The organism is Achromobacter insolitus (assembly GCF_002209555.1).
GTDB classification, from domain to species: domain Bacteria; phylum Pseudomonadota; class Gammaproteobacteria; order Burkholderiales; family Burkholderiaceae_B; genus Achromobacter; species Achromobacter insolitus.
Genome location: NZ_NJIF01000001.1, coordinates 572,746 through 597,289, shown reverse-complemented (window position 1 = coordinate 597,289; position 24,544 = coordinate 572,746). Strand labels below are relative to the sequence as shown.

At 64.1% G+C, this 24,544-nt stretch carries 26 protein-coding genes; 8 read left to right on the top strand and 18 right to left on the bottom strand.

Translation table 11 applies throughout. The features are described from left to right. Positions 1 to 43: 43 nt before the first annotated feature. The 4 genes from CEY08_RS02670 to msrB all read right to left on the bottom strand — a co-directional run bounded on the left by CEY08_RS02670 (position 44) and on the right by msrB (position 2,155). A complete protein-coding gene (locus CEY08_RS02670; RefSeq protein ID WP_076815831.1) occupies positions 44 to 820 on the bottom strand; it encodes a peptidylprolyl isomerase in 777 nt (258 codons plus the stop codon). A gap of 17 nt (positions 821 to 837) precedes the next feature. Continuing rightward, on the bottom strand, positions 838 to 1,107 hold the full coding sequence (locus CEY08_RS02665; RefSeq protein ID WP_076815829.1) for a BolA family protein: 270 nt from the start codon (positions 1,105 to 1,107) through the stop codon (positions 838 to 840). Positions 1,108 to 1,177: 70 nt separating this feature from the next. Continuing rightward, positions 1,178 to 1,756, bottom strand: a complete 579-nt coding sequence (locus CEY08_RS02660) for a septation protein A (protein WP_063959849.1) — start codon at positions 1,754 to 1,756, stop codon at positions 1,178 to 1,180. Beyond that, positions 1,757 to 2,155 (bottom strand): peptide-methionine (R)-S-oxide reductase MsrB, encoded by a 399-nt coding sequence (gene msrB, locus CEY08_RS02655; protein WP_042796806.1) that lies wholly within the window; start codon positions 2,153 to 2,155, stop codon positions 1,757 to 1,759. 52 nt (positions 2,156 to 2,207) lie between these two features. Here msrB and CEY08_RS02650 point away from each other — a divergent pair, with 52 nt between their 5' ends. From CEY08_RS02650 to CEY08_RS02620, 7 genes are all read left to right on the top strand, one after another. Beyond that, positions 2,208 to 2,885 carry an energy-coupling factor ABC transporter ATP-binding protein gene (locus CEY08_RS02650; protein WP_042796807.1) on the top strand — a complete coding sequence of 226 codons (678 nt, stop codon included), beginning with the start codon at positions 2,208 to 2,210 and terminating at the stop codon, positions 2,883 to 2,885. After that, positions 2,882 to 3,478, top strand: a complete 597-nt coding sequence (locus CEY08_RS02645; protein WP_042796808.1) for an energy-coupling factor transporter transmembrane component T family protein — start codon at positions 2,882 to 2,884, stop codon at positions 3,476 to 3,478. Before CEY08_RS02650 ends, CEY08_RS02645 begins: the two co-directional genes overlap by 4 nt. Positions 3,479 to 3,518: 40 nt before the next feature. Further along, the gene (locus tag CEY08_RS02640) at positions 3,519 to 4,076 is read left to right on the top strand and encodes a biotin transporter BioY (RefSeq protein ID WP_042796809.1); all 558 of its coding nucleotides are present in this window, start codon (positions 3,519 to 3,521) and stop codon (positions 4,074 to 4,076) included. Positions 4,077 to 4,318: 242 nt separating this feature from the next. Further along, on the top strand, positions 4,319 to 5,482 hold the full coding sequence (locus CEY08_RS02635) for an ABC transporter substrate-binding protein (RefSeq protein WP_042796810.1): 1,164 nt from the start codon (positions 4,319 to 4,321) through the stop codon (positions 5,480 to 5,482). 151 nt (positions 5,483 to 5,633) lie between these two features. Continuing rightward, positions 5,634 to 6,671 carry a branched-chain amino acid ABC transporter permease gene (locus CEY08_RS02630; protein WP_042796811.1) on the top strand — a complete coding sequence of 346 codons (1,038 nt, stop codon included), beginning with the start codon at positions 5,634 to 5,636 and terminating at the stop codon, positions 6,669 to 6,671. A 5-nt stretch (positions 6,672 to 6,676) separates the two neighbouring features. After that, positions 6,677 to 8,512 (top strand): branched-chain amino acid ABC transporter ATP-binding protein/permease, encoded by a 1,836-nt coding sequence (locus CEY08_RS02625; protein WP_063642023.1) that lies wholly within the window; start codon positions 6,677 to 6,679, stop codon positions 8,510 to 8,512. Further along, positions 8,512 to 9,264: an ABC transporter ATP-binding protein gene (locus CEY08_RS02620; RefSeq protein ID WP_042796812.1), complete on the top strand. Its 753-nt coding sequence runs from the start codon at positions 8,512 to 8,514 to the stop codon at positions 9,262 to 9,264. The genes CEY08_RS02625 and CEY08_RS02620 overlap by 1 nt, the downstream gene beginning before the upstream one ends. 54 nt (positions 9,265 to 9,318) lie before the next feature. On the opposite strand, the gene CEY08_RS02615 is transcribed toward CEY08_RS02620, so the two are convergent. The 14 genes from CEY08_RS02615 to fdxA all read right to left on the bottom strand — a co-directional run bounded on the left by CEY08_RS02615 (position 9,319) and on the right by fdxA (position 23,160). Further along, positions 9,319 to 9,720 (bottom strand): ASCH domain-containing protein, encoded by a 402-nt coding sequence (locus tag CEY08_RS02615; protein ID WP_063642321.1) that lies wholly within the window; start codon positions 9,718 to 9,720, stop codon positions 9,319 to 9,321. Then, positions 9,717 to 11,861, bottom strand: a complete 2,145-nt coding sequence (locus tag CEY08_RS02610) for a phosphocholine-specific phospholipase C (protein ID WP_076815827.1) — start codon at positions 11,859 to 11,861, stop codon at positions 9,717 to 9,719. Before CEY08_RS02610 ends, CEY08_RS02615 begins: the two co-directional genes overlap by 4 nt. Positions 11,862 to 11,935: 74 nt before the next feature. Further along, complete coding sequence (locus tag CEY08_RS02605) at positions 11,936 to 12,781, bottom strand: branched-chain amino acid aminotransferase (protein ID WP_063642021.1); 846 nt, start codon at positions 12,779 to 12,781, stop codon at positions 11,936 to 11,938. Between the two features lie 75 nt (positions 12,782 to 12,856). After that, positions 12,857 to 13,882 carry an ABC transporter substrate-binding protein gene (locus CEY08_RS02600; protein WP_076815824.1) on the bottom strand — a complete coding sequence of 342 codons (1,026 nt, stop codon included), beginning with the start codon at positions 13,880 to 13,882 and terminating at the stop codon, positions 12,857 to 12,859. A gap of 112 nt (positions 13,883 to 13,994) precedes the next feature. Next, the gene (locus tag CEY08_RS02595) at positions 13,995 to 14,978 is read right to left on the bottom strand and encodes a branched-chain amino acid ABC transporter permease (protein WP_042796816.1); all 984 of its coding nucleotides are present in this window, start codon (positions 14,976 to 14,978) and stop codon (positions 13,995 to 13,997) included. Then, positions 14,975 to 15,862, bottom strand: a complete 888-nt coding sequence (locus CEY08_RS02590; protein ID WP_042796817.1) for a branched-chain amino acid ABC transporter permease — start codon at positions 15,860 to 15,862, stop codon at positions 14,975 to 14,977. Before CEY08_RS02590 ends, CEY08_RS02595 begins: the two co-directional genes overlap by 4 nt. 116 nt (positions 15,863 to 15,978) lie before the next feature. After that, the gene (locus tag CEY08_RS02585) at positions 15,979 to 17,193 is read right to left on the bottom strand and encodes an ABC transporter substrate-binding protein (protein WP_042796818.1); all 1,215 of its coding nucleotides are present in this window, start codon (positions 17,191 to 17,193) and stop codon (positions 15,979 to 15,981) included. A gap of 62 nt (positions 17,194 to 17,255) precedes the next feature. Next, positions 17,256 to 17,966: an ABC transporter ATP-binding protein gene (locus CEY08_RS02580; protein ID WP_013392192.1), complete on the bottom strand. Its 711-nt coding sequence runs from the start codon at positions 17,964 to 17,966 to the stop codon at positions 17,256 to 17,258. Next, a complete protein-coding gene (locus CEY08_RS02575) occupies positions 17,963 to 18,736 on the bottom strand; it encodes an ABC transporter ATP-binding protein (protein ID WP_042796819.1) in 774 nt (257 codons plus the stop codon). Before CEY08_RS02575 ends, CEY08_RS02580 begins: the two co-directional genes overlap by 4 nt. 354 nt (positions 18,737 to 19,090) lie before the next feature. Beyond that, positions 19,091 to 19,726, bottom strand: a complete 636-nt coding sequence (nth, locus tag CEY08_RS02570; RefSeq protein ID WP_054450563.1) for an endonuclease III — start codon at positions 19,724 to 19,726, stop codon at positions 19,091 to 19,093. Then, complete coding sequence (rsxB, locus tag CEY08_RS02565; RefSeq protein WP_076817948.1) at positions 19,723 to 20,373, bottom strand: electron transport complex subunit RsxB; 651 nt, start codon at positions 20,371 to 20,373, stop codon at positions 19,723 to 19,725. The genes nth and rsxB overlap by 4 nt, the downstream gene beginning before the upstream one ends. A gap of 174 nt (positions 20,374 to 20,547) precedes the next feature. After that, positions 20,548 to 21,774 carry a polyhydroxyalkanoate depolymerase gene (locus tag CEY08_RS02560; RefSeq protein WP_042796822.1) on the bottom strand — a complete coding sequence of 409 codons (1,227 nt, stop codon included), beginning with the start codon at positions 21,772 to 21,774 and terminating at the stop codon, positions 20,548 to 20,550. A 212-nt stretch (positions 21,775 to 21,986) separates the two neighbouring features. Beyond that, a complete protein-coding gene (locus CEY08_RS02555) occupies positions 21,987 to 22,787 on the bottom strand; it encodes a ferredoxin--NADP reductase (RefSeq protein ID WP_076815822.1) in 801 nt (266 codons plus the stop codon). A 49-nt stretch (positions 22,788 to 22,836) separates the two neighbouring features. After that, positions 22,837 to 23,160 (bottom strand): ferredoxin FdxA, encoded by a 324-nt coding sequence (fdxA, locus tag CEY08_RS02550; protein ID WP_006389264.1) that lies wholly within the window; start codon positions 23,158 to 23,160, stop codon positions 22,837 to 22,839. Positions 23,161 to 23,317: 157 nt separating this feature from the next. Between fdxA and pncB the strand changes: the two genes are divergently transcribed. Then, complete coding sequence (gene pncB / locus CEY08_RS02545) at positions 23,318 to 24,493, top strand: nicotinate phosphoribosyltransferase (protein ID WP_042797612.1); 1,176 nt, start codon at positions 23,318 to 23,320, stop codon at positions 24,491 to 24,493. Positions 24,494 to 24,544: the final 51 nt, after the last annotated feature.

The window sequence follows — 24,544 nt, the reverse complement described above, 5'->3', positions numbered from 1 at the left end:
AATTGCCCGCATGAGCGGGCAATTTTCATTCTTGCGGCAAGGCTTACTGGATCTTGGCCTTTTCGCGCAGTTCCTTCTGGTAGTCGGCCAGGGTTTGCTGGCGCAGCATTTCTTCCAACTGCGGACGCACCTGGTCGAGCGGCGGGAATTCCACCGGACGGGTGTCGTCAACCATGATGATGTGCCAGCCGAACTGGGTTTGCACCGGCTTGTCGACCAATTCGCCCTTCTTCAGCTGCGTCACGGCCTGCGCGAACGGCTGGACGTAGTTGGTCGGGGGAGCCCAACCCAGATCGCCACCCTTTTCGGCGCTGCCGGGGTCCTTGGAGTTCTTCTTGGCCAGGTCGTTGAACTTGCCCTTGTTGCTCTTGATCTGGGCCAGCAGGTCGTTTGCCGTCTTCTCGTCTTCGACGAGGATGTGGCGGACCTTGTATTCCATCTTGCCGGCCTGTTCCTTCTTGATCTTTTCATATTCGGCCGTGACCTTGGCGTCCGACACCGGATGCTTGGCCAGGTAGTCGGCCATCAGGGCGCGGACCAGGATGCCTTGGCGGGCCAGCTCGACTTCGGTCTGGACGTCGGCCTGCTTGGCGATGCCGCTGGATTCGGCCGCTTGCACGAAGATCTGGCGGTTGATCATTTCCTGCTTGACCTGTTCGCGCAGCTGCGGCGAATCGGTGGCGCCCTGGCTGACCAACAGCTTGACGAATTGATCCAGGCTCTTTTGCGAGATGGCCTTGCCGTTGACGGTAGCCACGTTCTGGGCAAAAGCCGGCACGGCGATGACGCAGGCCGCAGCCAGCATGACGATGCGTTTCATGAATATCCTTTTACTTTCTATTTGGGAGCCTGGGCATCTAGCGCAAGCGCATGAATCGGATAAGGGATCAAATCTTGCAAATGATGATACACCAGCCTATGCCGCGCAACGGCGGAGAGCCCCGCAAAGCAAGGCGCTACGATGATCACGCGATAGTGGCCGGCGCCGTTTTTACTGCCTTCGTGGCCGGTATGCAAATGCGAGTCGTCCAGGATCTCCAGGCTGACGGGTTCCAGGGCGGCTAGACGCTCCCGGATCAGGGACATGCGGTCGGTGGTGTCTGACATTGGGGGTATGGGTTAGTTCCGGCGCGCGGGGCCCGGGAGGCGGGCGCGCCGGTCTGGAAGTGAGGGGGCGTCAGGGTTGGCGGGGCGGCGTATCGGAGGAGGGGGCCTGTTCCTCCGTCTGGATGTGCTTGCCCAGCCAGATCGACTGGCCGATCACGAAGACGACCATCAGGCCCATTAGGCCGAAGGCCTTGAAGCTGACCCACTGCGATTCCGTGAAGTGGCCGGAAAATGCCACGTACAGGTTGAGCGCGCCCGCGATCAGGAAGAATCCGGCCCAGACCAGGTTCAGGCGTTCCCAGGCGGCATCGGGCAACTGGATCTGCTTTTCCATCAGGCGGCGGATCAGGTTGCGGCCGAAGAACAGGCGTGCAAAGACCAGCGCGCCGCCGAACAGCCAATACAGCACCGTGGGCTTCCATTTGATGAAGACGTCGCTATGCAGCCAGATCGTGGCGCCGCCGAAGACCAGGATGACGGTGAGGTTGATCCAGTGCATGGCCTCGGTGGCGCGGCCCGTGGCCTTCAACCAGACGATCTGCAGCACGGCCGCCGCCATGGCGACGCCCGTAGCGATGAAAATGTCCGTGTACCGATACGCAATGAAGAAAAGGAACAGCGGAAACAGGTCGAACAGGAACTTCTTCATTCAGTCTTCTATGGGTTCAAACGTCATCGACAGGGAATTGATGCAGTAGCGCAGTCCGGTGGGCTCGGGGCCGTCGGGAAAGACGTGTCCCAGGTGCGAGTCGCAGACGTTGCATAGGACTTCGGTGCGGACCATGCCGTGGCTGGTGTCGCGCTCCTCGCGCACCAGTTCCGGGTCCAGCGGCTGGAAGTAGCTGGGCCAGCCGCAGCCGGCATCGAATTTGGTGTCGGAAGCGAACAGCGCGGTGCCACAGCCCACGCAGCGGTAGATGCCATGCGAGAACGTATTCCAGTAACGCCCGGTGAACGCCCGTTCGGTACCCTTTTCACGGGTGACGACGTATTCTTCGGGGGAAAGCTGGGCACGCCATTCGGCGTCGGATTTTCGTACTTTGTCCATATGAGCTCTTGGAGTCCCGATGCCCGAAATGGTTCGGGCATAATCCCGCCCCATGTTAATCGAGTTTGACCAGGCGGTTGTTTCCACGCCCCAGGCGCAAGTGCTGAATGGGGTGAGCCTGACGCTGGCCGAACGCCGCATCGGCATCGTCGGCCCCAACGGCGCGGGCAAGAGCACCCTCGCGCGCCTGATCAACGGATTGGTCCTGCCTTCCGCCGGCAGCGTGCGGGTGGGCGGCCTGGATACCCGGCACGACTTGAAGGCCGTGCGCCGGCAGGTCGGTTTCGTATTCCAGAATCCCGAGAACCAGATCGTCTTTCCTATCGTCCGCGAGGACCTGGCGTTCGGCCTGAAGCACCTGGCCCCGGACCGCCAGCAGCGCGAAGCCCGTATCGATGCCCAACTCGGCCACCTGGGCGTGGGCCACCTGGCGGACCGGACCAGCCACACGCTCTCCGGCGGCGAACGCCAGCTGGTTGCGTTGGCGGCGGTGCTGGTAATGGAACCGGCGCTGATCGTATTCGATGAACCCACCACCCAGCTGGACCTGCGCAACCGCAATCGCGTGCGCGATGCCATCGCGGGCCTTCCTCATGACGCCATCGTCGTCAGCCACGATCTGGAACTGCTGGAGGATTTCGACCGGGTGGTGGTGGTGCGCGACGGCGGCATCGCGGCCGACGACCAACCGGCAGCCGCCCTGCGCTGGTACCGGGAGCACTGCGCATGATGGAACCGCTCTACGTCGCGGGCAATAGTGTCCTGCACCGATTGCCGGCCTGGCTGAAACTGCTGGCGTTGATGGCGGCGGGCGCGGGCCTGTTCCTGCTGCGCGATCCGCGCTGGCTGGCGCTGGCTTTTCTGGCCGCTGCCGTGCTGGTCGGGACCACGGGCGTGACCGCGGCCGCGGTCTGGCGGCAGATCAAGGGATTGATCTGGGTGCTGTTGGCCGTCGGCCTCTTCACCGCCTGGTTCCAGGGGGGGATGGAGGCGCTGGCGGTCCTGCTGCGCGTGGGGGCGATGGTGGGCCTGGCCCTGGCCGTCACGTTGGCCACCCGCACGTCCGACCTGATCGCCGTTTGCGAAAAGGCGCTGATGCCGCTAGAACGCATGCGGCTGGTGGATGCCGGCAAAGTTGCGCTGGCCCTGGCGCTGGCGCTGCGCTTCGTGCCCGAAATCTGGCGCAATTTCCAGGAAATCCGCGAGGCGCAGGCGGCCCGTGGACTGGGCGCCAATCCCGTTGCGCTGATCGTGCCTTTGATCGTGTTAACGCTGAAAAGGGCGCAGGAAGTGTCCGAAGCGATAGACGCGCGCAGCCATTGAGGGGCCGCGCGCCCTGTTCCATCTCCCAAAGGGGAAAACCGTGAAATCCAGTAATACCGTGCTGATTGCGCTGTTCGCGGCGCTGATCGTCGTCCTGAGCCTGATTCCGCCGATTCCGCTGCCCGCCATCCCGGTGCCGGTCACGCTGCAGACACTGGGCGCCATGCTGGCGGGGGCGATGCTGGGCCCTGTGCGCGGCGCGCTGGCGTGCCTGCTTTATTTAGCGCTGGCGGCAGTAGGGCTGCCCGTGCTGCCGGGTGGCCGGGGAGGGTTGGGCGCTTTCTTCGGGCCGACCGGTGGTTTTCTCGTGGGCCTGGTGGCGGGCGCTTTTGTGACCGGCTGGCTGGCGCGGCGCCTTGCCGGCCGCGCCACGGGCGGGGCGGCCAGGTTCGCCGGCTACGTGGCGGCTTGCGTGGTAGGCGGCATCGCCGTGGTCTACGCCTGCGGCGTGCCCTGGCTGGCTGCGGTGACCAAGATGGGCTTTACGAAGGCGGCGCTGGCGGTGGCCGTGTTCCTGCCGGGCGACCTGGCCAAGGCACTGGTTGCCGCATGGGTGGCGTCGCGGGTAGAGCGTGTGTGGCCCATGTTGGGGCGCTGAGACGCGCGGTGGCGCCCCAGGGAATCCCCCAACTGACGTCCGCCAAGCTTTTCTAGTACAAGTTCGCCATTAACGAATGCATTTGCTGAAACGCGTTTTTCGTAGCACATCAGGGAATTACCGGAGTTGCGCATCGTCATCTGATACTGTTTTAACCCTATAATATTTTTTTCTGTATAACTTTAACTAGGCTCGCCCTGCCTCGACCGAGGCGCTCCAGAGCCACCACAGGAGACAAAAATATGCGCAAGCACTTCGGCTTGTCCGCGGCGGCTGCCGCCATTGCCCTGGCCCTGCCGCTACTGGCGAACGCCCAGGTCAAGGTTGGCGTGACCGTGTCCAGCACCGGCCCCGCCGCGTCGCTGGGTATCCCCGAGCGCAATACCGTGGCACTGCTGCCCAAGGAAGTGGCAGGCCAGAAGATCGACTGGATCGTCCTGGACGACGCTACCGATACGACGCAAGCCGTCAAGAACTCGCGCAAGCTGGCCTCCGACGACAAGGTCGACGTGCTGATCGGCACCTCGGTCACGCCGGGCTCGCTCGCCATGGTCGACGTGGCCGCCGAAGCCAAGGTGCCCATGATTAGCGTTGCCGCCAGCGCCAAGATCGTCGAGCCCGTGGACGACAAGCGCCGCTGGGTCTTCAAGACCCCCCAAAACGATGCCCTGATGGCCGGCGCCCTGGCTGACGCCATGGCCAAGTCCAAGGTCAAGACGCTGGGCTTCATCGGCTTTGCCGACGCCTACGGCGACGGCTGGCTGGACGTGATGCAGAAGGCCGCCAAGGCCAAGGGCATCGAGATCGTCGCCATCGAGAAATACAGCCGCACCGATACCAGCGTGACGGGCCAGGTGCTCAAGCTGGTCGGCGCCAAGCCCGACGCCATCCTGATCGCCGGCGCAGGCACGCCCTCGGCCCTGCCGCAGAAGGAACTGAAGGCCCGCAACTACGGCGGCACCATCTACCAGACGCACGGCGCCGCCAACAACGACGTGCTGCGCGTTTGCGGCAAGGACTGCGACGGCATGCTGCTGCCTGCAGGCCCGCTGCTGGTCGCGGCCCAGCTGCCGGACAGCAACCCGGTCAAGAAGTCGGCCCTGGCCTACGTGGAAGCGTACGAGAAGGCCAATGGCGCCGGTTCCACCAACACGTTCGGCGGCCACATGTGGGACGCCGGCCAGCTGGTCGTGGCCGCGCTGCCCGTGGCGCTGAAGTCGGGCGCCAAGCCCGGCACGCCGGAATTCCGCGCCGCCATGCGCGACGCCCTGGAAGGCGTGAAGGATCTGGCTGCCTCGCAAGGCGTATTCAACATGTCGCCGACGGACCACGCCGGCTTTGACGAGCGCTCGCGCGTCATCGTCAAGGTGGAAGGCGGCAAGTGGGTCTACCAACCCGGCCTGTAAACCTCCAGGATCGCCCGATCCAAGGGTGAACAAAGCGCGGCGGCGCCCGCCGCGCGGCACCCCAGCAATGCTTCGCACCGGCCTTTCCGGCCGGTGTGTCGTATCAGTGTCCCGGGTGCGGCCGGAACACCAGAATAAATAAGGTTGTTAGATGGATTCCTCAATTGCGCTGATCCTGCTGCAAGACGGTGTCGTCAACGGCGCCATCTATGCCCTCCTGGGCATGGCTTTGGTGCTGGTTTTTGCCGTTACGCGCGTCATTTTCATTCCCCAGGGCGAGTTCGTGGCGTTCGGCGCCCTGACCCTGGCTATGCTGGTGGACGGCAAAGTGCCGGGCACCGCCTATCTTCTGCCGCTGCTGGGCGTCGTCTGCCTGGCGCTTGAGCTGCTGCGCGCGTTGCGTACCCGTAGCGCCGCCGCGCTGCCCAAGGCCTTCGCCACGTGCGTGGTCCTGCCGCTGGCGCTGCTCTGGCTGACCGTGACCTACACCGCGCCCGGCAATTCGCTGTGGCTGAACATGCTGCTGACGCTGCTGCTGGTGATCCCCATGGGTCCGATGGTCTACCGCATCGTCTACCAGCCGCTGGCCGAGGCCACCGTGCTGGTGCTGCTAATCGTTTCCGTGGCAGTGCACTTCGCGCTCACCGGCCTGGCCCTGGTGTTCTTCGGCGCCGAAGGCTGGCGCACTCCCGCCTTCGTCAGCGGGCAGGTCGACCTGGGCTTCATGACCTGGTCCGCGCAAAGCCTGTTCGTGGTGGCGACCTGCGCCATCCTGATCATCGGCCTGTGGCTGTTCTTCGGCAAGACGTTGTATGGCCGCGCGCTGCGTGCCACGGCGGTCAATCGCCGCGGCGCCCGCCTGGTCGGCATCAGCACCACCATGTCCGGCAGCCTGACCTTCACGCTGGCCGTGGCCATCGGCGCCATGTCCGGCATGCTGATCGCGCCCATCACCACCGTGTACTACGACACCGGCTTCCTGATCGGCCTGAAGGGCTTCGTCGGCGCCATCATCGGCGGCCTGGCCAGCTACCCCGTGGCCGCCGCGGGCTCGCTGCTGGTGGGTGTGCTGGAATCCTTCTCGTCCTTCTGGGCCAGCGCCTACAAGGAAGTGATTGTCTTTACCTTGATTATCCCGGTTCTGGTCTGGCGTTCGTTCAGCACCCATCACGTGGACGAAGAGGAATAAACGTCATGAACCGCATTCTGCTTGCCGTCTTCATCGTCGTCCTGGCGGGCCTGCCTCTGTTGCCGGTCACGCCCGAATTCTGGGTGACGCAACTCAACTACATCGGGCTGGCCAGCCTGGTGGTGCTGGGCCTCGTGCTGTTGACCGGCGTGGGAGGCCTGACCTCGTTCGGCCAGGCGGCGTTCGTGGGCCTGGGCGCCTATACCACCGCCTACCTGACCACGCAGTACGACGTTTCGCCCTGGTTGGCACTGCCCGCCGGGCTGATTCTGACGGCCATCGTGGCCTATCTGCTGGGCGCGATCACCTTGCGCCTGTCGGGCCACTACCTGCCGCTGGGCACCATCGCCTGGGGGCTGTCGCTGTACTTCCTGTTCGGCAACATCGATTGGCTGGGCAAGCATGACGGCATTGCCGGCATCGAGCCCATCAGTATCTTCGGTGTGTCGCTGGCCAGCGGCCGCCACATCTATTACCTGATCTGGGTGTTCGTGCTGCTGGCGCTGTGGGCGACCCGCAACCTGTTGAACTCGCGTCCGGGCCGCGCCATCCGCGCGCTCAAGAGCGGCGCCGGCATGGCGGAGTCCATGGGCGTGAACACGGCTGCCTACAAGGTCGTGATCTTCGTCTGGGCGGCGTTGCTGGCTTGCGTGTCCGGCTGGCTCTACGCGCACATGCAGCGTGCCGTCAGCCCCAGCCCGTTCGGCATCAACTACGGCATCGAGTACCTGTTCATGGCGGTGGTCGGCGGCGCGGGCTACGTCTGGGGCGCCTTGCTGGGCTCCAGCGTGATCCTGGTGCTCAAGGACCAGTTGCAGAACCTCTTGCCCAAGCTGCTGGATACCAACGCCAACTTCGAAATGATCGTCTTCGGCGTGCTGCTGATCCTGATGCTGCAATACGCCCGTAACGGCCTGTGGCCGATCCTGGCGGGCTGGTGGAGCAGCATCACCGGGGCCGACGGTTCGCGCCGCAATCTCGCGCCGCCCGCGCCCGCGCCGGCGCTGCCGACGCGCGCTCGCCCGCAAGCCGGCCAGGTCGTGCTTGAAGTCGATGCCATCCGCAAGGAATTCGGCGGCCTGGTCGCTGTCAACGACATCTCCTTCAAAGTGGCATCCGGCGAAATCATGGGCCTGATCGGCCCCAACGGCGCCGGCAAGAGCACGACCTTCAACCTGATCAGCGGCGTGCTGCCGGTGACGCGCGGCAAGGTCACCTTCATGGGCCAGCGCATCGACAGCCGATCGGCGCGGGACATCGCCAAGCTGGGCGTGGGCCGCACCTTCCAGCACGTGCAATTGCTGCCCGGCATGACCGTGCTGGAGAACGTGGCGCTGGGCGCGCACCTGCGCTCGGATGTCGGCGTGCTGGCGGGAGCGATGCATTCCGACCGCGCTCGTGAAGCGCAGTTGCTGCACGAAGCCGCCGAGCAGATCAAGCGCGTCGGCCTCGGTGAATACCTGTACGAGCAGGCCGGCAACCTGGCTCTGGGCCAGCAACGCATCCTGGAAATCGCGCGCGCCCTGGCCGCCGATCCGGTGCTGCTGCTGCTGGACGAACCCGCCGCCGGCTTGCGCTACAAGGAAAAGCAGGACCTGGCGCGCGTGCTGGAGCAGTTGCGCGCAGAGGGCATGAGCATTCTGCTCGTCGAACACGATATGGATTTTGTGATGCGTCTGACCAACCACCTCGTGGTGATGGATTTCGGCACCAAGCTGGCGGAAGGCGTGCCGGCCGACGTGCAAAAGAACCCTGCGGTGCTGGAAGCCTACCTGGGCGGCATCGATGACGACCTGCCCGAAGCGGATCAGGCCAAACCCGTGTCGGCAGGAGGCGTGTAATGAGCTCTCCCGTACTCGAAGTCAGCAACCTGTCCGCCCGCTATGGCAAGGTGGGTGCGCTGGTGGGCGCTTCGCTCACCGTGCCCGCCGGCAGTATCGTCACGGTGATCGGCGCAAACGGCGCCGGCAAGTCCACCATGCTGAACGCCATGATGGGTTCGCTGCCGCAGACAGGCCACGCGGCCGGCACCGTGCAGTACGCCGGTACCGACGTGTCGGGCTGGCAGGTCGAACGCCGCGTCGCGGCCGGCATGTCGCTGGTACCTGAGCGCCGCGAACTGTTCGGCACCATGTCGGTGGAGGACAACCTGCTGCTGGGCGGTTTCCGCCGCTACCGCGCCCGCGAAAGCGGCTGGCGCGACACGCTCAACGAGGTATTCGATCTGTTTCCGCGGCTGCGCGAGCGCCGCGCCCAACAGGCGGGCACCCTGTCGGGCGGCGAACGCCAGATGCTGGCAGTCGGCCGCGCGCTGATGGCCAAGCCCAACCTGCTGATGCTGGACGAGCCCAGCCTGGGCCTGGCGCCACGCATCGTGCGCGAGATCTTCCACATCATCGCGCGCCTGCGCGAAACCGGCGTGGCGATCCTGCTGGTCGAACAGAACGCGCGCGCGGCCTTGCAAGTGGCCGACTACGGCTACGTGCTGGAGACCGGAGAGGTCATCCTGCACGGCCCGGCGCGCGAGCTGGCTGGCGACCCCAAGGTCATTGAAAGCTATCTGGGACTGGGTAAGGGCGGCGAGGAAGGCTGAGCCGTTTTACCGCTGTTCGCGGAAAGAGAAAGGGACGCCGCGAGGCGTCCTTTTTTATCTTTCGAAGACTTCCACCACGCGGAAGCGCTCGCATACAAGCATCATGTCCGGCGCATACCCGCCGTTGCGTTCGAAATACGCGATGTGTCCATCGCGCCAGGCCTCGTAGGGACCTTCACCCTCGGCGACCGCGAACGCTTCGTCCACTTGGTCAAAGCGCTGGATCAGCACGCTGAGCGTCTCGATGACGCAGGCCGGGCGGCCCCGTCCGTCCAGCACGACGTCGCGCCGACCGGCCTCGGGCACGGGTTCTTGCGCATTGAAGTCGCGCAACGCGCCGCAGGTGGCCGTCTTCGTGCCGGCCAGCACCAGCGCCAGCAACTCGTCGGCCAGCTCGGGCGAGTCGCCGAACTGGAACGTTACGGCGTTTTCATAGGGTGCGGGTGGTTTCATCATGCCAGGGGTGTCCATTGCAGTATCAGCTCTTGCCCCATCGCGGGGTCTGAGGTGGAGGGTGCGCCGGTCTCGATGCGTCCGGCCAGACGGCGAGTGTAGGCCGGGTCGCCGCCGTCGAGAACCGTCACGTCGTACCAGCCCCCGCTGCGCGTCATGTCCCAGGACAAGCTAACGCTCTCGCCGGGCCCGAGCTTGGTGTCGCTTGCTTGAGGATAGCCATAAGCATTGGCCTGGACTTGGAACGAACGGGCTTGCGGAGCGGGATTTTGTACCGTGAGTTGCAGGGATGCGCCCGGTCCCTGGTAGGCGGCCGTGACTTCCAACGGTGGCGCGCCGGCGCGGCCTGTGCAATGGCGGTGGAATCCATTGGGGCCCAATATCCACAGATCGTAGCGGCCGTCGTCGGACGCGGTATGCCATGTTCCTTCCAACTGCGTGCCAGCTTCGACGGTGTAGCGGCGCGGGCCTTGCGCCAGATGCAGCCGGTCATACACATGGAATACTGCGCCGGCTGTGCCGATGTTTTCGAAACGCAGCGCGACGCCGCCGTCATCCACGCGGGCGTGCACTTGCAGCGCATAGGGCAGGGGGCGTGACGGGCGCGTGCCGGCGGATTGCCGCGCCAGCGCGGGCTGTCTCGGCGCGGGCGGCGTGATCGTGCCCGGCAACGCAGAGGCCAGTCCGGCGCGTTCCGCCGTGGCTGGCAAGCCGCTGGGCAAGCCTGCGCCGTCCGGCGCGGAAAAGTCGAAGATCGATGTCAGGTCGCCACAGACGGCGCGGCGCCATGGTGAGATATTGGGCTCGGCCACTCCGAATCGCTGTTCGACGAATCGCAGCACGGAAGTGTGGTCGAACACCTGCGAGTTGACCCAGCCGCCCTTGGTCCAGGGCGACAGCACATACATAGGCACGCGCGGACCCAATCCATATACGCCGTGCAGATGCGCCAGGGTATCGTCCTTTTCCGCGCCCGCGACGATCTCGTGATATTCGCCGCGCGTGTCCACCGTCGAGGCTCCGGCCAACGCGCCCGAGGCATCGCGCGAGGGCGGTGCGGGCGGCGGCATGTGGTCGAAGAAACCGTCGTTCTCGTCGAACATCAGCAGCAGGACGGTCTTGCTCCAGACCTCGGGGTCGGCTGTCAGCGCGTCCAGTACCCGGGCGGTGTAGTCGGCGCCCTGGGCCGGGCTGGACGGGCTGGGATGCTCGGAACCAGCCTTGGTCGCACAGATCCACGACACCTGCGGCAGCGTGCCGTCCAGCACGTCCTGGCGCAGCAGGTCCAGGTCGCGCGTGGTCAGGGCCTTGTCCTTCAGCGCGGCGGCCGAACCCAGCACGCCATGATAGGCATCGCGGTAGGCTTTGAACCCGGCGGTGGGATTCAGGGAATAGTTGTCCGCCATGTTCTGGTAGATGCGCCAGCTGACGCCGGCTGCCTCCAGGCGCTCGGGGTAGGTCGTCCAGGTGTAGGCGCGCGCCGGGTCGCCTCCGGTGAGCTTGTTGTAGGTATTGCCCAATGCCGGTCCGTTGCCGCGTCCCAGCCCGTCGTTGGTGCCCGTCCAGACGAACAGCCGGTTGGTATTGGTGCCGCCGGTGAACGAGCAGTGATAGGCGTCGCAGACGGTGAAGGCGCGCGCCATGGCGTACTGGAAGGGCATGTCCTCCGCCGTGAAATATGCCATCGAATGGTTTTTCTTGGCGGCAGGCCAGTTACCCATGCGGCCGGCGTCCCAGGCGTCCTGGGCGTTGGACCACGTATGCGGCGTGCTGGCCACGCGCATGGTCTCGAAGGCCTCGCGGGTGTCCAGGTGAAAGGGCAGCACCGTGCGTGGCTGGCCGTCATCCGGCTTGTCGTTGTACTGAGCCCAGACGCTGCGGTGGCGGGCATCGGGACTGTCAGGCACCGGGATCGGAAAGCGGTCGCCGAATCCGCGTACGCCGGCAAGCGCGCCGAAGTAGTGGTCGAACGAGCGGTTCTCCTGCATGAAGATCACGATATGCTCAACGTCGCGGATCGTGCCCGTGCGGTGGTTGGCAGGAATGGCCAGGGCGCGCCGTATCGCTGCGGGGAACAGCGCCAGCGCGCTGCCGGCGCCGGCCAGGGCGGCGCTGTTGCGGAGAAAATCGCGTCGAGTCTGCATGGGCATTCCTGAGAAACGACGCTGCCCGCACGAGGCGGGCAGCGTTGAGGTGGGGGCTGAAGAGGCGGCGGACCCTATTTGGCGCCGGTGCTTTCCGCGTAGTCCATGTACAGCTTGTGTGCGCGACGTGCCATGGGGCCGTATTCGAGCGTGCGGTCTTCGACGCGGTTTACGTGCACCACCTTGCCATAGTTGCCCGACGAGAACACTTCGTCGGCTTCCTCGATGTCGGCACGGGTCAGGCTGCGTTCCTGGACGTCGACGCCATCTGCCTTCAGCAGGGCGAGCACGCGGCGGCGCGTGATGCCGTTCAGGAAAGTGCCGTTGTCGGCCGGCGTGGATACCACGCCATTCTTGGCGATCCACAGGTTGCTGGTCGCGAACTCGGCGATATTGCCGGCGCCGTCCAGCATGATGGCGTTGTCGAAGCCCTTCTCGGCGGCTTCGCGGATGGCGCGCTGGCCGTTCGGGTACAGGCAGGACGCCTTGGCGTCGGTGGGCGCCATATTGGGCCACGAGCGCGCATAGCTGGAGAAGCAGGCGGAGAAGCCCTGGTCGCCGGGCATCGGCACCTTGAACACGTGCAGCACGAACTGGGTCTTGTCGGCGTCCGGCAGCAGGAAGCCGTCGGCGCAGTAGAACATGGGCTTGATGTAGAGCTCGCTGCCCTGCGGGAATTTCGCCACGGCCTGCAGGCACAGCTTCTGGATTTCTTCCCAGCCGATCTGCGGCTTCATCAGCATTTTTTCGGCCGAGCGCACCACGCGCTGGCAATGCAGATCCAGGTCAGGCGTCAGGCCGCGGAAGGCGCGCGCGCCGTCGAACACCATGCTGGCCATCCAGAAGGCATGGTCGGCCGGGCCGAGCAATTTGGGGTTTTCAGTGGTCCAGTGACCGTTGTGCCAGAACAGGGCGTCCATGGTTGTCTTCCTTCGCTTGAATTGGGTTGGCGCTATCGGCGCGCCGAAACGTCAGGATACATGAGGCGGCAGGCGTCATTCGCGCGCCAGCGCGGCCTGCACGCGGTCGGCCTCCTGCGCCGGCATCCATTGCCGCCAGACGGGGGCGTATTGCTTGAGGAAATAACGCGCGGCGTCCTCGGGTTCCTTGCCTTCGTTTTCCAGCCAGCCCAGCGTGGCGTCGATCGCATCGCTGGGCACCGTCAGCTTGCTCAGGAACTCAGCGACCTTCGGCGCCTGTTTCGCGAACTCGGCATTTACGCCGGTGACGACGGGATTGGGCTTGAATTCGGTGGCCACGGGCTTTGCGCATTTGGGATCGGTCATGCAGGTGTAGGCGGCCTGGTTGAAGGGCGGCAATTCCAGCTTCACCAGGTCCAGCGCCCCGACCAGCGAGGTGGGTGTCCAGTAGTAGAAGACGATGTCGCGCTTGCGCTTGTAGGCGGACACGATGGCGGCCTTTTGCGCGGCGCCGGAGCCGGGAGCGAACATCGTGTAGTCCTGTTCGAGGTTCAGCGCGCGCAGCAGGTTCTCGTTCAGGGTGCCGCAGGCCCAGCCTGCCGGGCAGCCGTAGATGCGGCCGCGGCCTGGCTCTTCGGGATCGGCGAAAACTTTCTTGAAGCGCGCCAGGTCGGCGGCGGATTTCAAGCCGGGATGGCGTTCGACCGTGTAGCGCGGCACGTACCAGCCTTCGCCGGCGTCGTATACGTGGCCCACGCCCAGCACTTTGCCGCTGGCCAGCGCCTTCTTCCAGGCGCCTTCGATCTGGCCGGGCCACACCTCCGGCGTGACGTCTACGTCGCCGCGTTGCAGAGCGGCCAGCATGGGAAGGGTCTCGCCGATCTCGACCGTGGTCTTGCAGCCGTAGCCGTGTTCCAGGACGTAGCGTTCGATTCCGGCCAGCACCAGGTTGGATTCCCAGTTCAGGCCGCTGAAGCGTACCGGCCGGTTGACTTCACAGACGGGGGCGCCGGATTCAGCGGCTTGCGCGGCCGCGGGGAGCAGGGCGGCGGCCAGCGCCAGGGCGCCAATGACGGGGGCGAGCGGATGCGGGTTGCGCATGGTCAGGCACCTGTTTGGTTGGGTGCCGTTCATTGTACGGGTGACGGGCGTCTCGCCAAATGGAAACGGGGCCGCATGAAGCATGCGGCCCCGTGCAAGCGGATGCCAGGTCTCAGGCGCGGGCCGCGCGCCGGCGATTGATGAACGCGCCGATCTCGCCCACGATGCCGCGGCGGAAGGCCAGCACGCAGATCACGAAGATCAGGCCGATCACGATGGTGACGGATTCACCCAGGCGCAGGAACCAGTCCACGCCGGTCAGCTTGGCCATCATCTGGCCGAAGTCGCCGACTTTGTTTTCCAGCAGCACCACGATGAAGGCGCCGAGGATGGGGCCGGTCAAGGTGCCAAGCCCGCCGATCAGCGTCATCAGGATGACCAGTCCGGACATCTGCCAGGTGGCGTCGGACAGCGTGGCCGACACGAAGACCAGGGTCTTGGTCGCGCCCGCCAGTCCGGCCAGCGCGGCGGACAGTACGAAGGCCAGCAGCTTGAAGCGGTCGACGTCGTAGCCCAGCGAGATGGCGCGCGGCTCGTTCTCGCGCAGCGCCTGCAGCACCTGGCCGAAGGGCGAATGCACCGTGCGCCAGATGATGAAGAAGCCGATGATGAAGATGGCCATCACCAGGTAATACAGGTTCAGGTCCTTGGACAGGTCGATCAGACCGAGCAGGGTGCCGCGCGGCACGCTTTGCAGGCCGTCTTCGCCGCCAGTGAACTTCGCTTGCAGGAAGAAGAAGAACACCATCTGCGCCAGCGCCAGGGTGATCATGGCGAAGTAGATGCCGCTGCGCCGGATGGCCAGGGCGCCCATCGCCAGGCCCAGCAGCGCGGCCACGGCCACGCCGAACAGCAGGCCGATCTCGGTGGGAAAGCCCCAGACCTTGAGCGCGTGCCCCGTTGCGTAGGCCGCGCTGCCCAGGAAGGCGGCATGGCCGAACGACAGCAGCCCGGTAAAGCCCAGCAGCAGGTTGAATGCGCAGGCGAAGAGCGCGTAGCACATGATCTTCATGGCGAAGATCGGATACACCCCGACAAAGGGAAGAATGGCCACCACGACGGCCAGTACCGCATAGCCCAGGAATTGACGATTCATTTTTCTTTTCCGAACAGCCCGGCCGGGCGGATCAACAGAACGATGGCCATGATGATGAACACGACCGTGCTCGAGGCCTCGGGCCAGAACACTTTGGTCAGTCCTTCAATCACGCCCAGGCCCAGACCGGTCACGATGGCGCCCATGATGGACCCCATGCCTCCGATCACGACCACGGCGAACACGACGATGATGAGGTTGGAGCCCATCAGCGGGGAAATCTGCAGCACAGGCGCGGCCAGCACGCCGGCAAAGCCTGCCAGCGCGACGCCGAAGCCGTAGGTCAGGGTGATCATGCGGGGCACGTTCACGCCGAAGGCTTCGACCAGGCGCGGGTTTTCGGTGCCAGCGCGCAGCAGGGCGCCCAGGCGGGTGCGCTCGATGACGAACCAGGTGGCCAGGCACACCACCACGGAGGCCGCCACGACCCAGCCACGATAGTTGGGCAGGATCATGAAGCCCAGGTTGGTGGCGCCGCGCAGCGCATCGGGCGTCGGATAGGGCTGGCCCGAAACGCCATAGAAGCTTCGGAACAGGCCTTCGATGAGCAGCGTCAGGCCAAAAGTGAGCAGCAGTCCGTACAGGTGATCGAGCTTGTACAGATGCCGCAGCAACAGTTTTTCTATGATGATGCCGAATAGCCCGACGACCAGCGGCGCGAGTATCAGCATGATCCAGTAATTCAACCCCAGGTACGACAGGCCCATCCAGGCGATGAAAGCGCCCAGCATGTAGAGCGCGCCGTGCGCGAAGTTGATGACGTTCAGCAGCCCGAAGATAACGGCCAGCCCGAGCGACAGCATGGCATAGAAGGAGCCGTTGACCAGGCCTAGCAATAGCTGGCCGAACAAGGCCTGTATGGGGATGCCGAAAATGTCAGTCATCTTGTGAAAGTCCTGCGCGTACGGATGAAAGCGAGCTAGTCGAAAACGCGACCCGGTCAAAGACGCGGCCCGGCGCCTTGGGCTGCCGGGTCGCGCCTGGGATCACATGGGCTGGTTTATTTCTTGACCAGCTTGCAGGTGGACTCGGACAACTTGGTGTAGACCTCGTCGCCGGGCAGCGTCGCCACGACCTTGTAGTAGTCCCACGGGGCCTTGGATTCGGCCGGCGTCTTGACCTGCATCAGGTACATGTCGTGGATCATGCGGCCGTCTTCGCGCACATAGCCGCCCTGTGCGAAGAAGTCGTTGATCTTGTTCGACTTCATCCACTTCATCACGGCGTCGCCGTCATCCGTGCCCAGGGACTTGATGGCGTTCAGGTAGAAGGCCGTGGCCGAATAGTCGCCCGCTTGCAGCATGGAAGGCTTGCGGCCCACCTTGGCTTCGAACTTCTTCGACCAAGCGCGCGAGGCGTCGGATTGGTCCCAGTACCAGCCATCGGTCAGGTACATGCCCTGCGTGGCGGGCAGGCCCAGCGCGTGCACGTCGTTGATGAAGACCAGCAGGCCGGCCATCTTCATGGTCTTGGTCACGCCGAATTCGTTGGCGGCCTTGACGGAGTTGATGGTGTCGCCGCCCGCGTTTGCCAGGCCCAGGATCTGGGCCTTGGAGGCTTGCGCCTGCAGCAGGAAGGACGAGAAGTCGGATGCGCCGAGGGGGGCTCGCACCTGGCCCTTGACCTCGCCGCCGGCCGCCTTGACCACGGCCATGGTGTCACGCTCCAGGGCGTGGCCGAAGGCATAGTCCGCGGTCAGGAAGAACCAGCTCTTGCCGCCGTCCTTCACCACGGCGGAGCCAGTGCCGCGCGCCAGCGCCACGGTGTCGTACGCATAGTGCACGGTGTAGGGCGAGCACTGGGCGTTGGTCAGGTCCGACGCGCCCGCGCCAATGGCCATGAAGGGCTTTTTCTTCTCGGCGGCCACGCCGGCCATGGCCAGGCTGGTCGACGAGTTCGTGCCGGCGATGATGACGTCCACCTTCTGCTCGTCGAACCATTCGCGCACGCGCGCCGACGCGACGTCGGCCTTGTTCTGGTGATCCGCCGACACGACTTCGATCTTCTTGCCGTTGATCGAACCGCCAGCGTCTTCGATCGCCATGCGCACGGCTTCCAGACCGGCCTTGCCGTCGATGTCGGAATACACGCCAGACATGTCAGTGATGAAGCCGATGCGGATGACATCGTCGGAGATACCTTGCGCATGGGCGGTTGCCCCAGCAAATCCCAGGCCCGCCATGGCCAGTGCAGCAGTGATGGTGTGCAGCTTCATGGGATGACTCCTCTCTTCCCTACGGTGTAGTGTTGCCGGATTTCCGGCGGATGACACAGGTTCTAGACGCCCAGCAGTTCGTTGAGCGTGTCCTGTTTTTCTGAAAGTTCTGCGGCTTCGAAGTGCTCGACGATCTGGCCGTGCTCCATGACGTAGAAGCGATCGGCCAGCGGCGCGGCGAAGCGGAAGTTCTGTTCCACCATGACGATGGTGTAGCCGCGCTGCTTCAGCGCGGTGATCATGCGTGCCAGCGCCTGCACGATGACGGGAGCCAGGCCTTCCGAAATTTCGTCCAGCAGCAGCAGGTTCGCGCCAGTGCGCAGGATGCGCGCGACGGCCAGCATCTGCTGTTCGCCGCCAGACAAGCGCGTGCCCGGAGAATTCCGGCGCTCTTGCAGGTTCGGGAACATATCGTAGATTTCGGCCAGCGACATGCCGCCGCCCAGCGATCCCACGACCGGGGGCAGCAGCAGGTTTTCTTCGCAGGACAGGCTGGCGAAGATGCCGCGTTCTTCGGGGCAATAGCCCACGCCCAGATGAGCGATCTTGTAGGTGGGCAGATCGATGGCTTCGGTGCCGTGGATGCGTACCGAGCCCTTGCGCGAGCCCGTCAGGCCCAGGATGGCCCGCAGTGTCGTGGTGCGTCCGGCGCCGTTGCGTCCGAGCAGCGTGACCACTTCGCCTTGTCCAACCCGCATATCCACGCCGTGCAGGATATGCGATTCCCCGTACCAGGCTTGCAGGCCCGAAATTTCCAGTGCCGGGGTGCTCATGCGTGCGCTCCTTGAAGTTCGCCCTCGGTGGTGCCCATGTAAGCCTGCATCACGGCCGGATGGCGGGAGACTTCGGCGTACGATCCTTCGGCCAGCACGCTGCCGCGCGCCAGCACAGTGATGGTGTCGGCGATGGAGGACACGACATTCATGTTGTGTTCCACCATCAGGATGGTCCGTCCGGCGCTGACGCGCTTGATCAGCTGCGTGACGCGGTCCACGTCCTCGTGGCCCATGCCCTGCGTCGGTTCATCCAGCAGCATCAGCTCGGGCTCCATGGCCAGCGTCGTGGCGATTTCCAGCGCGCGCTTGCGGCCATAGGGCAGGTTGACGGTGGTTTCGTTGGCGAAGGCACCGAGGTCGACCTGGTCCAGCAAGGCGCGCGCCGGTTCGTTCAGCGCGGCCAGCTGTTTGTCGCTTTTCCAGAAGTGGAACGACAGACCGGTCTTGCGCTGCAGGCCGATGCGCACGTTTTCCAGAACGGTCAGGTGCGGGAACACCGCCGAGATCTGGAACGAACGGATCACGCCGCGCCGCGCGATCTGCGCGGGTCGCTCGCCGGTGATGTCGATACCGTTGAACTTGATGGTTCCCGACGTGGGAGAGAGAAACTTGGTAAGCAGGTTGAAGCAAGTGGTCTTGCCCGCGCCGTTAGGCCCGATCAAGGCATGAATCTCGCCCCGCTTGATACGCAAATCGACCCCATTGACCGCGACGAATCCGCGGAATTCCTTGGTGAGGCCTTTTGTCTCCAGGATCGTGTCGTCCATGTTCGCTGCACCGGCGTTGTATTTATTTCGGTCTCCACCTGTCGTCGTTGCGTCAGGTCCCCGCAGGGTCCGGAAAACTGGCGAAGCCTCGCAGTTTTCTTATGAGTTGCCGGCGAGTATGCGCACCTCTTTATCAAAATTCCATGAGGGTTTGTCATAGGTTTTGCAGTGCGGAAAGGGCAATTGTCGGCAGGCCGACAATGCTTGCGCCACAAGGGAAGAGAGCCTTTCCATAATGGAAATGCATTGCAGCAAATACGCGTTGATCGTCATCAACGCGTCATGCATTTCGTAGCGAGGGAAAACCCGGTTTTCCGCAGGCCGATGCGGTGTCGGCGTTCGCGGCGCAGGCGCTCAGGCGGGAGTTTTCTGCTTGAATTCGCAGAGGTCGGAAATGCCGCATTGAGGGCATTTGGGTTTGCGCGCCACGCAGACGTAGCGGCCCAGCAATATCAGCCAGTGATGCGCGTCCTGCATGTATTCGCGCGGCACGAATTTTTCGAGTTTCTGTTCGACTTCCAGCACGTTCTTGCCAGGAGCGATGCCGGTGCGGTTGGACACTCGGAATATATGCGTGTCCACCGCCATCGTGGGTTGGCCGAAAGCCGTGTTGAGTACTACGTTGGCGGTCTTGCGCCCCACGCCGGGCAGGGCTTCGAGCGCCTCGCGAGTCTGCGGCACTTCACCGCCGTGCTGCTCGATCAGGATCTTGCAGGTGGCGATGGTGTTCTTTGCCTTGGTGCGATAGAGGCCGATAGTCTTGATGTAGTCGGCGAGGCCTTCTTCGCCTAGCGCCAGCAAGGCCTGCGGCGTGCCATAAGCAGGGAAGAACTTGCGCGTGGCGATATTGACGGATTTGTCGGTGGCTTGCGCCGACAGCAACACGGCGATCAGCAACTGGAACGGGGTGTCGTATTCGAGCTCGGTGGTCGGGTGCGGGTTGGCGGCTTGCAGGCGGGCGAAGATCTCTCGGCGTTTGGCGGCGTTCATGATTGCGTCGGGTTGCGGCGGGCCCGGGCGCGGGCCAGCGCGGATTCAATGGCGGAACGCTTGCGGTCCTCGTTGCGCGTATCGTCCGCGGCGGGAGCGGGCGTGGTCGCGTTTGAGGGGGCGGCTGCTTCGGGCGCCATCAGGCGCGCGTTGTCGGCGGCCAGGCGTTCGGTACGCGCCAGATGGCTGCGGTGGCGCTGGCGGCTGACGGTGGCGTCGTGCGGGCCCCAGGCGCGGCCTGCCGGCACCATCTGGATGCAATCGACCGGACAGGGCGCTACGCACAGGTCGCAGCCGGTACACCAGTCGGCCAGTACGGTATGCATATGCTTATTGGCGCCCACGATGGCGTCCACGGGACAGGCCTGGATGCATAGCGTACAGCCGATGCAATGCGCTTCGTCGATGCGCGCGACCAGCAACGGGCTGGGTTCCCCGCGGGTGGTGTCCAGGGGCAGGGCGGGCACGTCGAGCAGCGCCGACAGCGCGGCGATGCCTTCATCGCCTCCGGGAGGACAACGGTTGATCGGGGCGGCGCCGTCCGCGATGGCATCGGCGTAGGGCCGGCAGCCGTCGTATCCGCACTTGGTGCATTGCGTCTGGGGCAGCAAGGCATCGATGCGGTCGGCTAGTGAGCGACAGGACATGGATATGAAGAAAAAACCGTGGGACGGGAGCGCGAAGGACGGGCGCCAGGAATCCAAATGCGGATCGCGCGCAACCCATCAAGCAACGGTGATACTTCTAGCCACCGTAGTTTGATGGATTGCGCGCGTCGAAGGTCCGGGTGCTAGTCCAGGTTGACTCGCGCGATACCCATCCTACGCAGATTGCCGGATGAATTCGGCAATTTTAGGACAGATCATTTCGCGCCAGCGGCGGCCCGAGAAAATGCCGTAGTGGCCGCAGTTGGGCGCGGTGTAATGCATCTTGCGTTCGGCCGGAATGTTCTTGCACAGCTTGATGGCGGCGCGGGTCTGGCCCTGGCCCGAGATGTCGTCCAGTTCACCTTCGATGGTGAAAAGGGCGACGTTCTTGATATCCGCCGGCCGCACAAGCTTGCCGTCTACTTCCCAGGTGCCGTTGGGCAGCTGGAATTCCTGGAACACCATGCGGATCGTGTCCAGGTAGAACTCGGCCGGCATGTCCAGCACGGCGTTGTATTCGTCGTAGAAGCGGCGGTGCGCTTCGGCGTCGCTATCGTCGCCGCGCAGCAGGTCCAGGTAGAAGTCATAGTGCGACTTCATATGGCGGTCGGGATTCATTGCCATGAATCCGGCATGCTGCAGAAAGCCTGGATAGACCTTGCGGCCGGCGCCCGGGTAGCGCGGCGGCACGGGGTGGATGACCTGGTTCTCGAACCAGGCGTAGGGCTTGGTCGTGGCCAGGCGGTTCACCTGCGTGGGCGACTGGCGCGGGTCGATGGGGCCACCCATCATCACCATGCTGCGCGGTTGGCAGGGATCATTGGCGGAGGCCATCAGCGAGACCGCGGCCAGCACCGGCACCGTGGGCTGGCACACGGAAATGACATGCACGTCCGGGCCCAGGTGACGGATAAAGTCCTGCACGTAGCGGACGTAGTCATTGAGGTGGAACGGCCCGGCAGACAGCGGCACCATGCGGGCATCGACCCAGTCGGTAACGTACACGTCGTGGGCTGGCAACAGGGCGCGCACGGTGTCGCGCAGCAGCGTGGCGTGGTGGCCCGACAGCGGCGCGACCAGCAGCACCTTGGGATCGTCACGTCCCGCGTGGCGGACGTCGCGCTGGAAGTGCAACAGGCGACAGAACGGCTTGTCCATCGCGACGCCTTCGATGACGCGGACGGATTTGCCCTTGATTTCGGTGGTGGGCAGGTTCCAGGCAGGCTTCTGGTATTCCTTGCCGATGCGGGTCATCAGCTCATACCCGGCCGCCATCTGGCGGGAAATCGGGGTATAGGCGAGAGGGCTGTAGGGGCTGGAAAACAGCTGGGAACCGGCGTCCGTGAATGCTGCGAACGGAGTCAGGAAGGCGCGCTGCATTTCGTGCAATTGATACAGCATTTGAGAAAAGTCCTTCTGGGTCGTGCGTGTGTCCCGATTATTGCCCCGGGCACTAACGATATTTCTAAACAGCCTGAAGAAACGCCGACAAAAAAAGCAAATCTGTTGCTAAAAAGCGACCCATTACCCATTGGGCACCAGTTTAGGGCGCTTTTTGCGAGGTGTTGCAGCACCAAACGGAGGATTTATGCACTAAGTCGGGCGGCGTGGCGCTACCAGTAGTTTTCCACCGCCAGGTTGCCGGGGATGCCGCGGCGTCCGGGCTTGAAACCGCGCTCGCCCAGCAGCTTGCGGGCGTCCGCCAGCATGTCGGGATTGCCGCAGAGCATCACCTTGGCTTGGGCGGGATCCAGCTGCTGCCCCGCCAGTTGCTCCAGGCGGCCGTCGGCGATCAGCGTGGTCAGGCGTTCCTGGGGCATGCCCGGCAGGGCCTCGCGGGTCGCGATGGGCAGGTAGATGAGTTTTTGCGGGTCGGCGGCGAAGAACTCGGCCAGCTCCGGCTGGACGCGCCAGGATTCGATTTCGCTACGGTAGGCAAGCTCCGCGGCGGTGCGCACGCCATGCACCAGGATGATGCGGCGGTAGGCGCGCCAGACGGCGGGGTCGCGCAGGATCGACAGGTAGGCCGACAGGCCCGTGCCCGAGGCCAGCAGCCAGAGATCGCCGCCAGGCGCGAAGCGTTCCAGGGTCAGGAAACCGTAGGGGTTCTTTTCCACGTATAGGGAATCGCCGGGCTGCAGCCGCGCCATGCGCGGGCTGAACAGGCCTTCGGGGACAACGATGGAATAGAACTCCAGCCAGGGCTGATGCGGCGCCGACACCATGGAGTAGGCGCGCCACAGGGTGGGTTCGCCTTCAGAGGCGCCGGCTTCCGGCAGGCCGACCCGGGCGAACTGGCCCGGCAGGAACGTATACGCGTCGTCGCGCGTCACGCGCACGGAGAAAAGCTTGTCGGGCACCCAGGTATGAACGTGGGTTACGGTCTGGCGCGTGTATTTGGAGTCGTCGGTCATCGGCACATCGCGCGAGGCCGGCCGCCAGGCGGCGGCCGGCGTTCGCGGATTATTTTTCCAGGTATTGCAGCTTGTCCTGCTTGCCGTTCCATTCGTCGGCGTCGGGCAGGGGCTTCTTGGCGCGGCTGATGCTGGCGAACTCGGGGGAGAGTTCGGCATTCAGGGCGATGAAATTCAGTTGGTCCTGCGGCACGTCTTCTTCCGCGTAGATTGCATTGGCCGGGCATTCCGGGATGCAGACGGCGCAGTCGATGCATTCGTCAGGATCGATCACGAGGAAGTTCGGACCCTCACGAAAACAGTCCACCGGGCACACGTCTACGCAGTCGGTGTACTTGCACTTAATACAGTTTTCGGTGACAACGTGGGTCATTCAGGAACTCCGGGAGCGGCGGCATATGTGTCTTTGTTGGGCGGATTTTACCCAATGCGGCGCCGATGTGCCGGCAATACCCGTATTGACATAGTGGCCCTTCGCCCCGGACGGCGCGGGCTCTATGCTATGGTGTCGCGAAACGAAACGCGCCATCATGATAATCACTTCGCTGCTCGACACCGATCTGTATAAATTCAGCATGATGCAGGTGGTTCTGCATCAGTTTCCCGCTGCTCAGGTCGAGTACCGTTACAAATGCCGCACGCCGGGGATCGACCTGCGTCCCTACCTGGACGAAATCCGCGAAGAAGTGCACCAGCTGTGCCAGCTGCGCTTCACGGAAGACGAACTTAAATATCTGGGCGGCTTGCGCTTTATCAAAAGCGACTTCGTCGATTTCCTCGAGCTGTTCCACTTGCCGGAGCGGTGCATCCATATCGGCGAAGGCGAAGGCCCGGGCGAAATCAGCATCGAGGTCAAGGGGCCTTGGCTGCACACCATCCTGTTCGAAATCCCGGTCCTGGCCATCGTCAACGAGGTCTACTTCCGCAATACGCGCAAGAATCCCGACTGGGAAGAAGGCCGCAAGCGCCTGCAGTCCAAGATGCACCTGGTGCTGGACGATCCGGCGCTGGCCGACTTCCGCGTGGCTGAATACGGCACGCGACGCCGCTTCTCCAAGATTTGGCACGAAGAGATCGTGTCCACCATGAAAGCCCAGATGGGCGTGCATTTTGCCGGCACCAGTAACGTGTTGCTGGCCAAGCAGCATGAAGTGCTGCCGCTGGGCACGATGGGCCACGAGTACCTGCAGGCCTGCCAGGCGCTGGGTCCGCGCTTGCGCGATTCGCAGGTTTTCGCGCTGGAAGTGTGGGCCAAGGAGTACCGGGGCGACCTGGGCATTGCGTTGTCCGACGTCTACGGCATGGATGCCTTCCTGCGCGATTTCGACATGTATTTCTGCAAGCTGTTCGACGGCGCGCGGCATGACTCCGGCGATCCCTTCGTCTGGGGCGAGCGCCTGCTCGAGCACTACCGCAAGAACCGCGTGGATCCCAGGGCCAAGACGCTGGTGTTCTCGGATTCGCTGACTTTCCCGCGCGCCATCGAGCTGGCCCGCCAGTTTTCCGGCCGCTGCAAGGTGTCTTTCGGCATCGGCACCAACCTGACCAACGACCTGGGCCACGAACCCTTGCAGATCGTCATGAAGATGGTCCGCTGCAATGGGCAGCCGGTGGCCAAGGTGTCCGACGCGCCGGAAAAGACCATGTGCGACGATCCAGCCTACCTGGCCTATCTGCGCCAGGTATTCCAATTGCCTCCCGCCTGATGGCGGCTCGGGGTAAATTGCGGGTTCTTCTGCATTGTTCCACCCAACCCA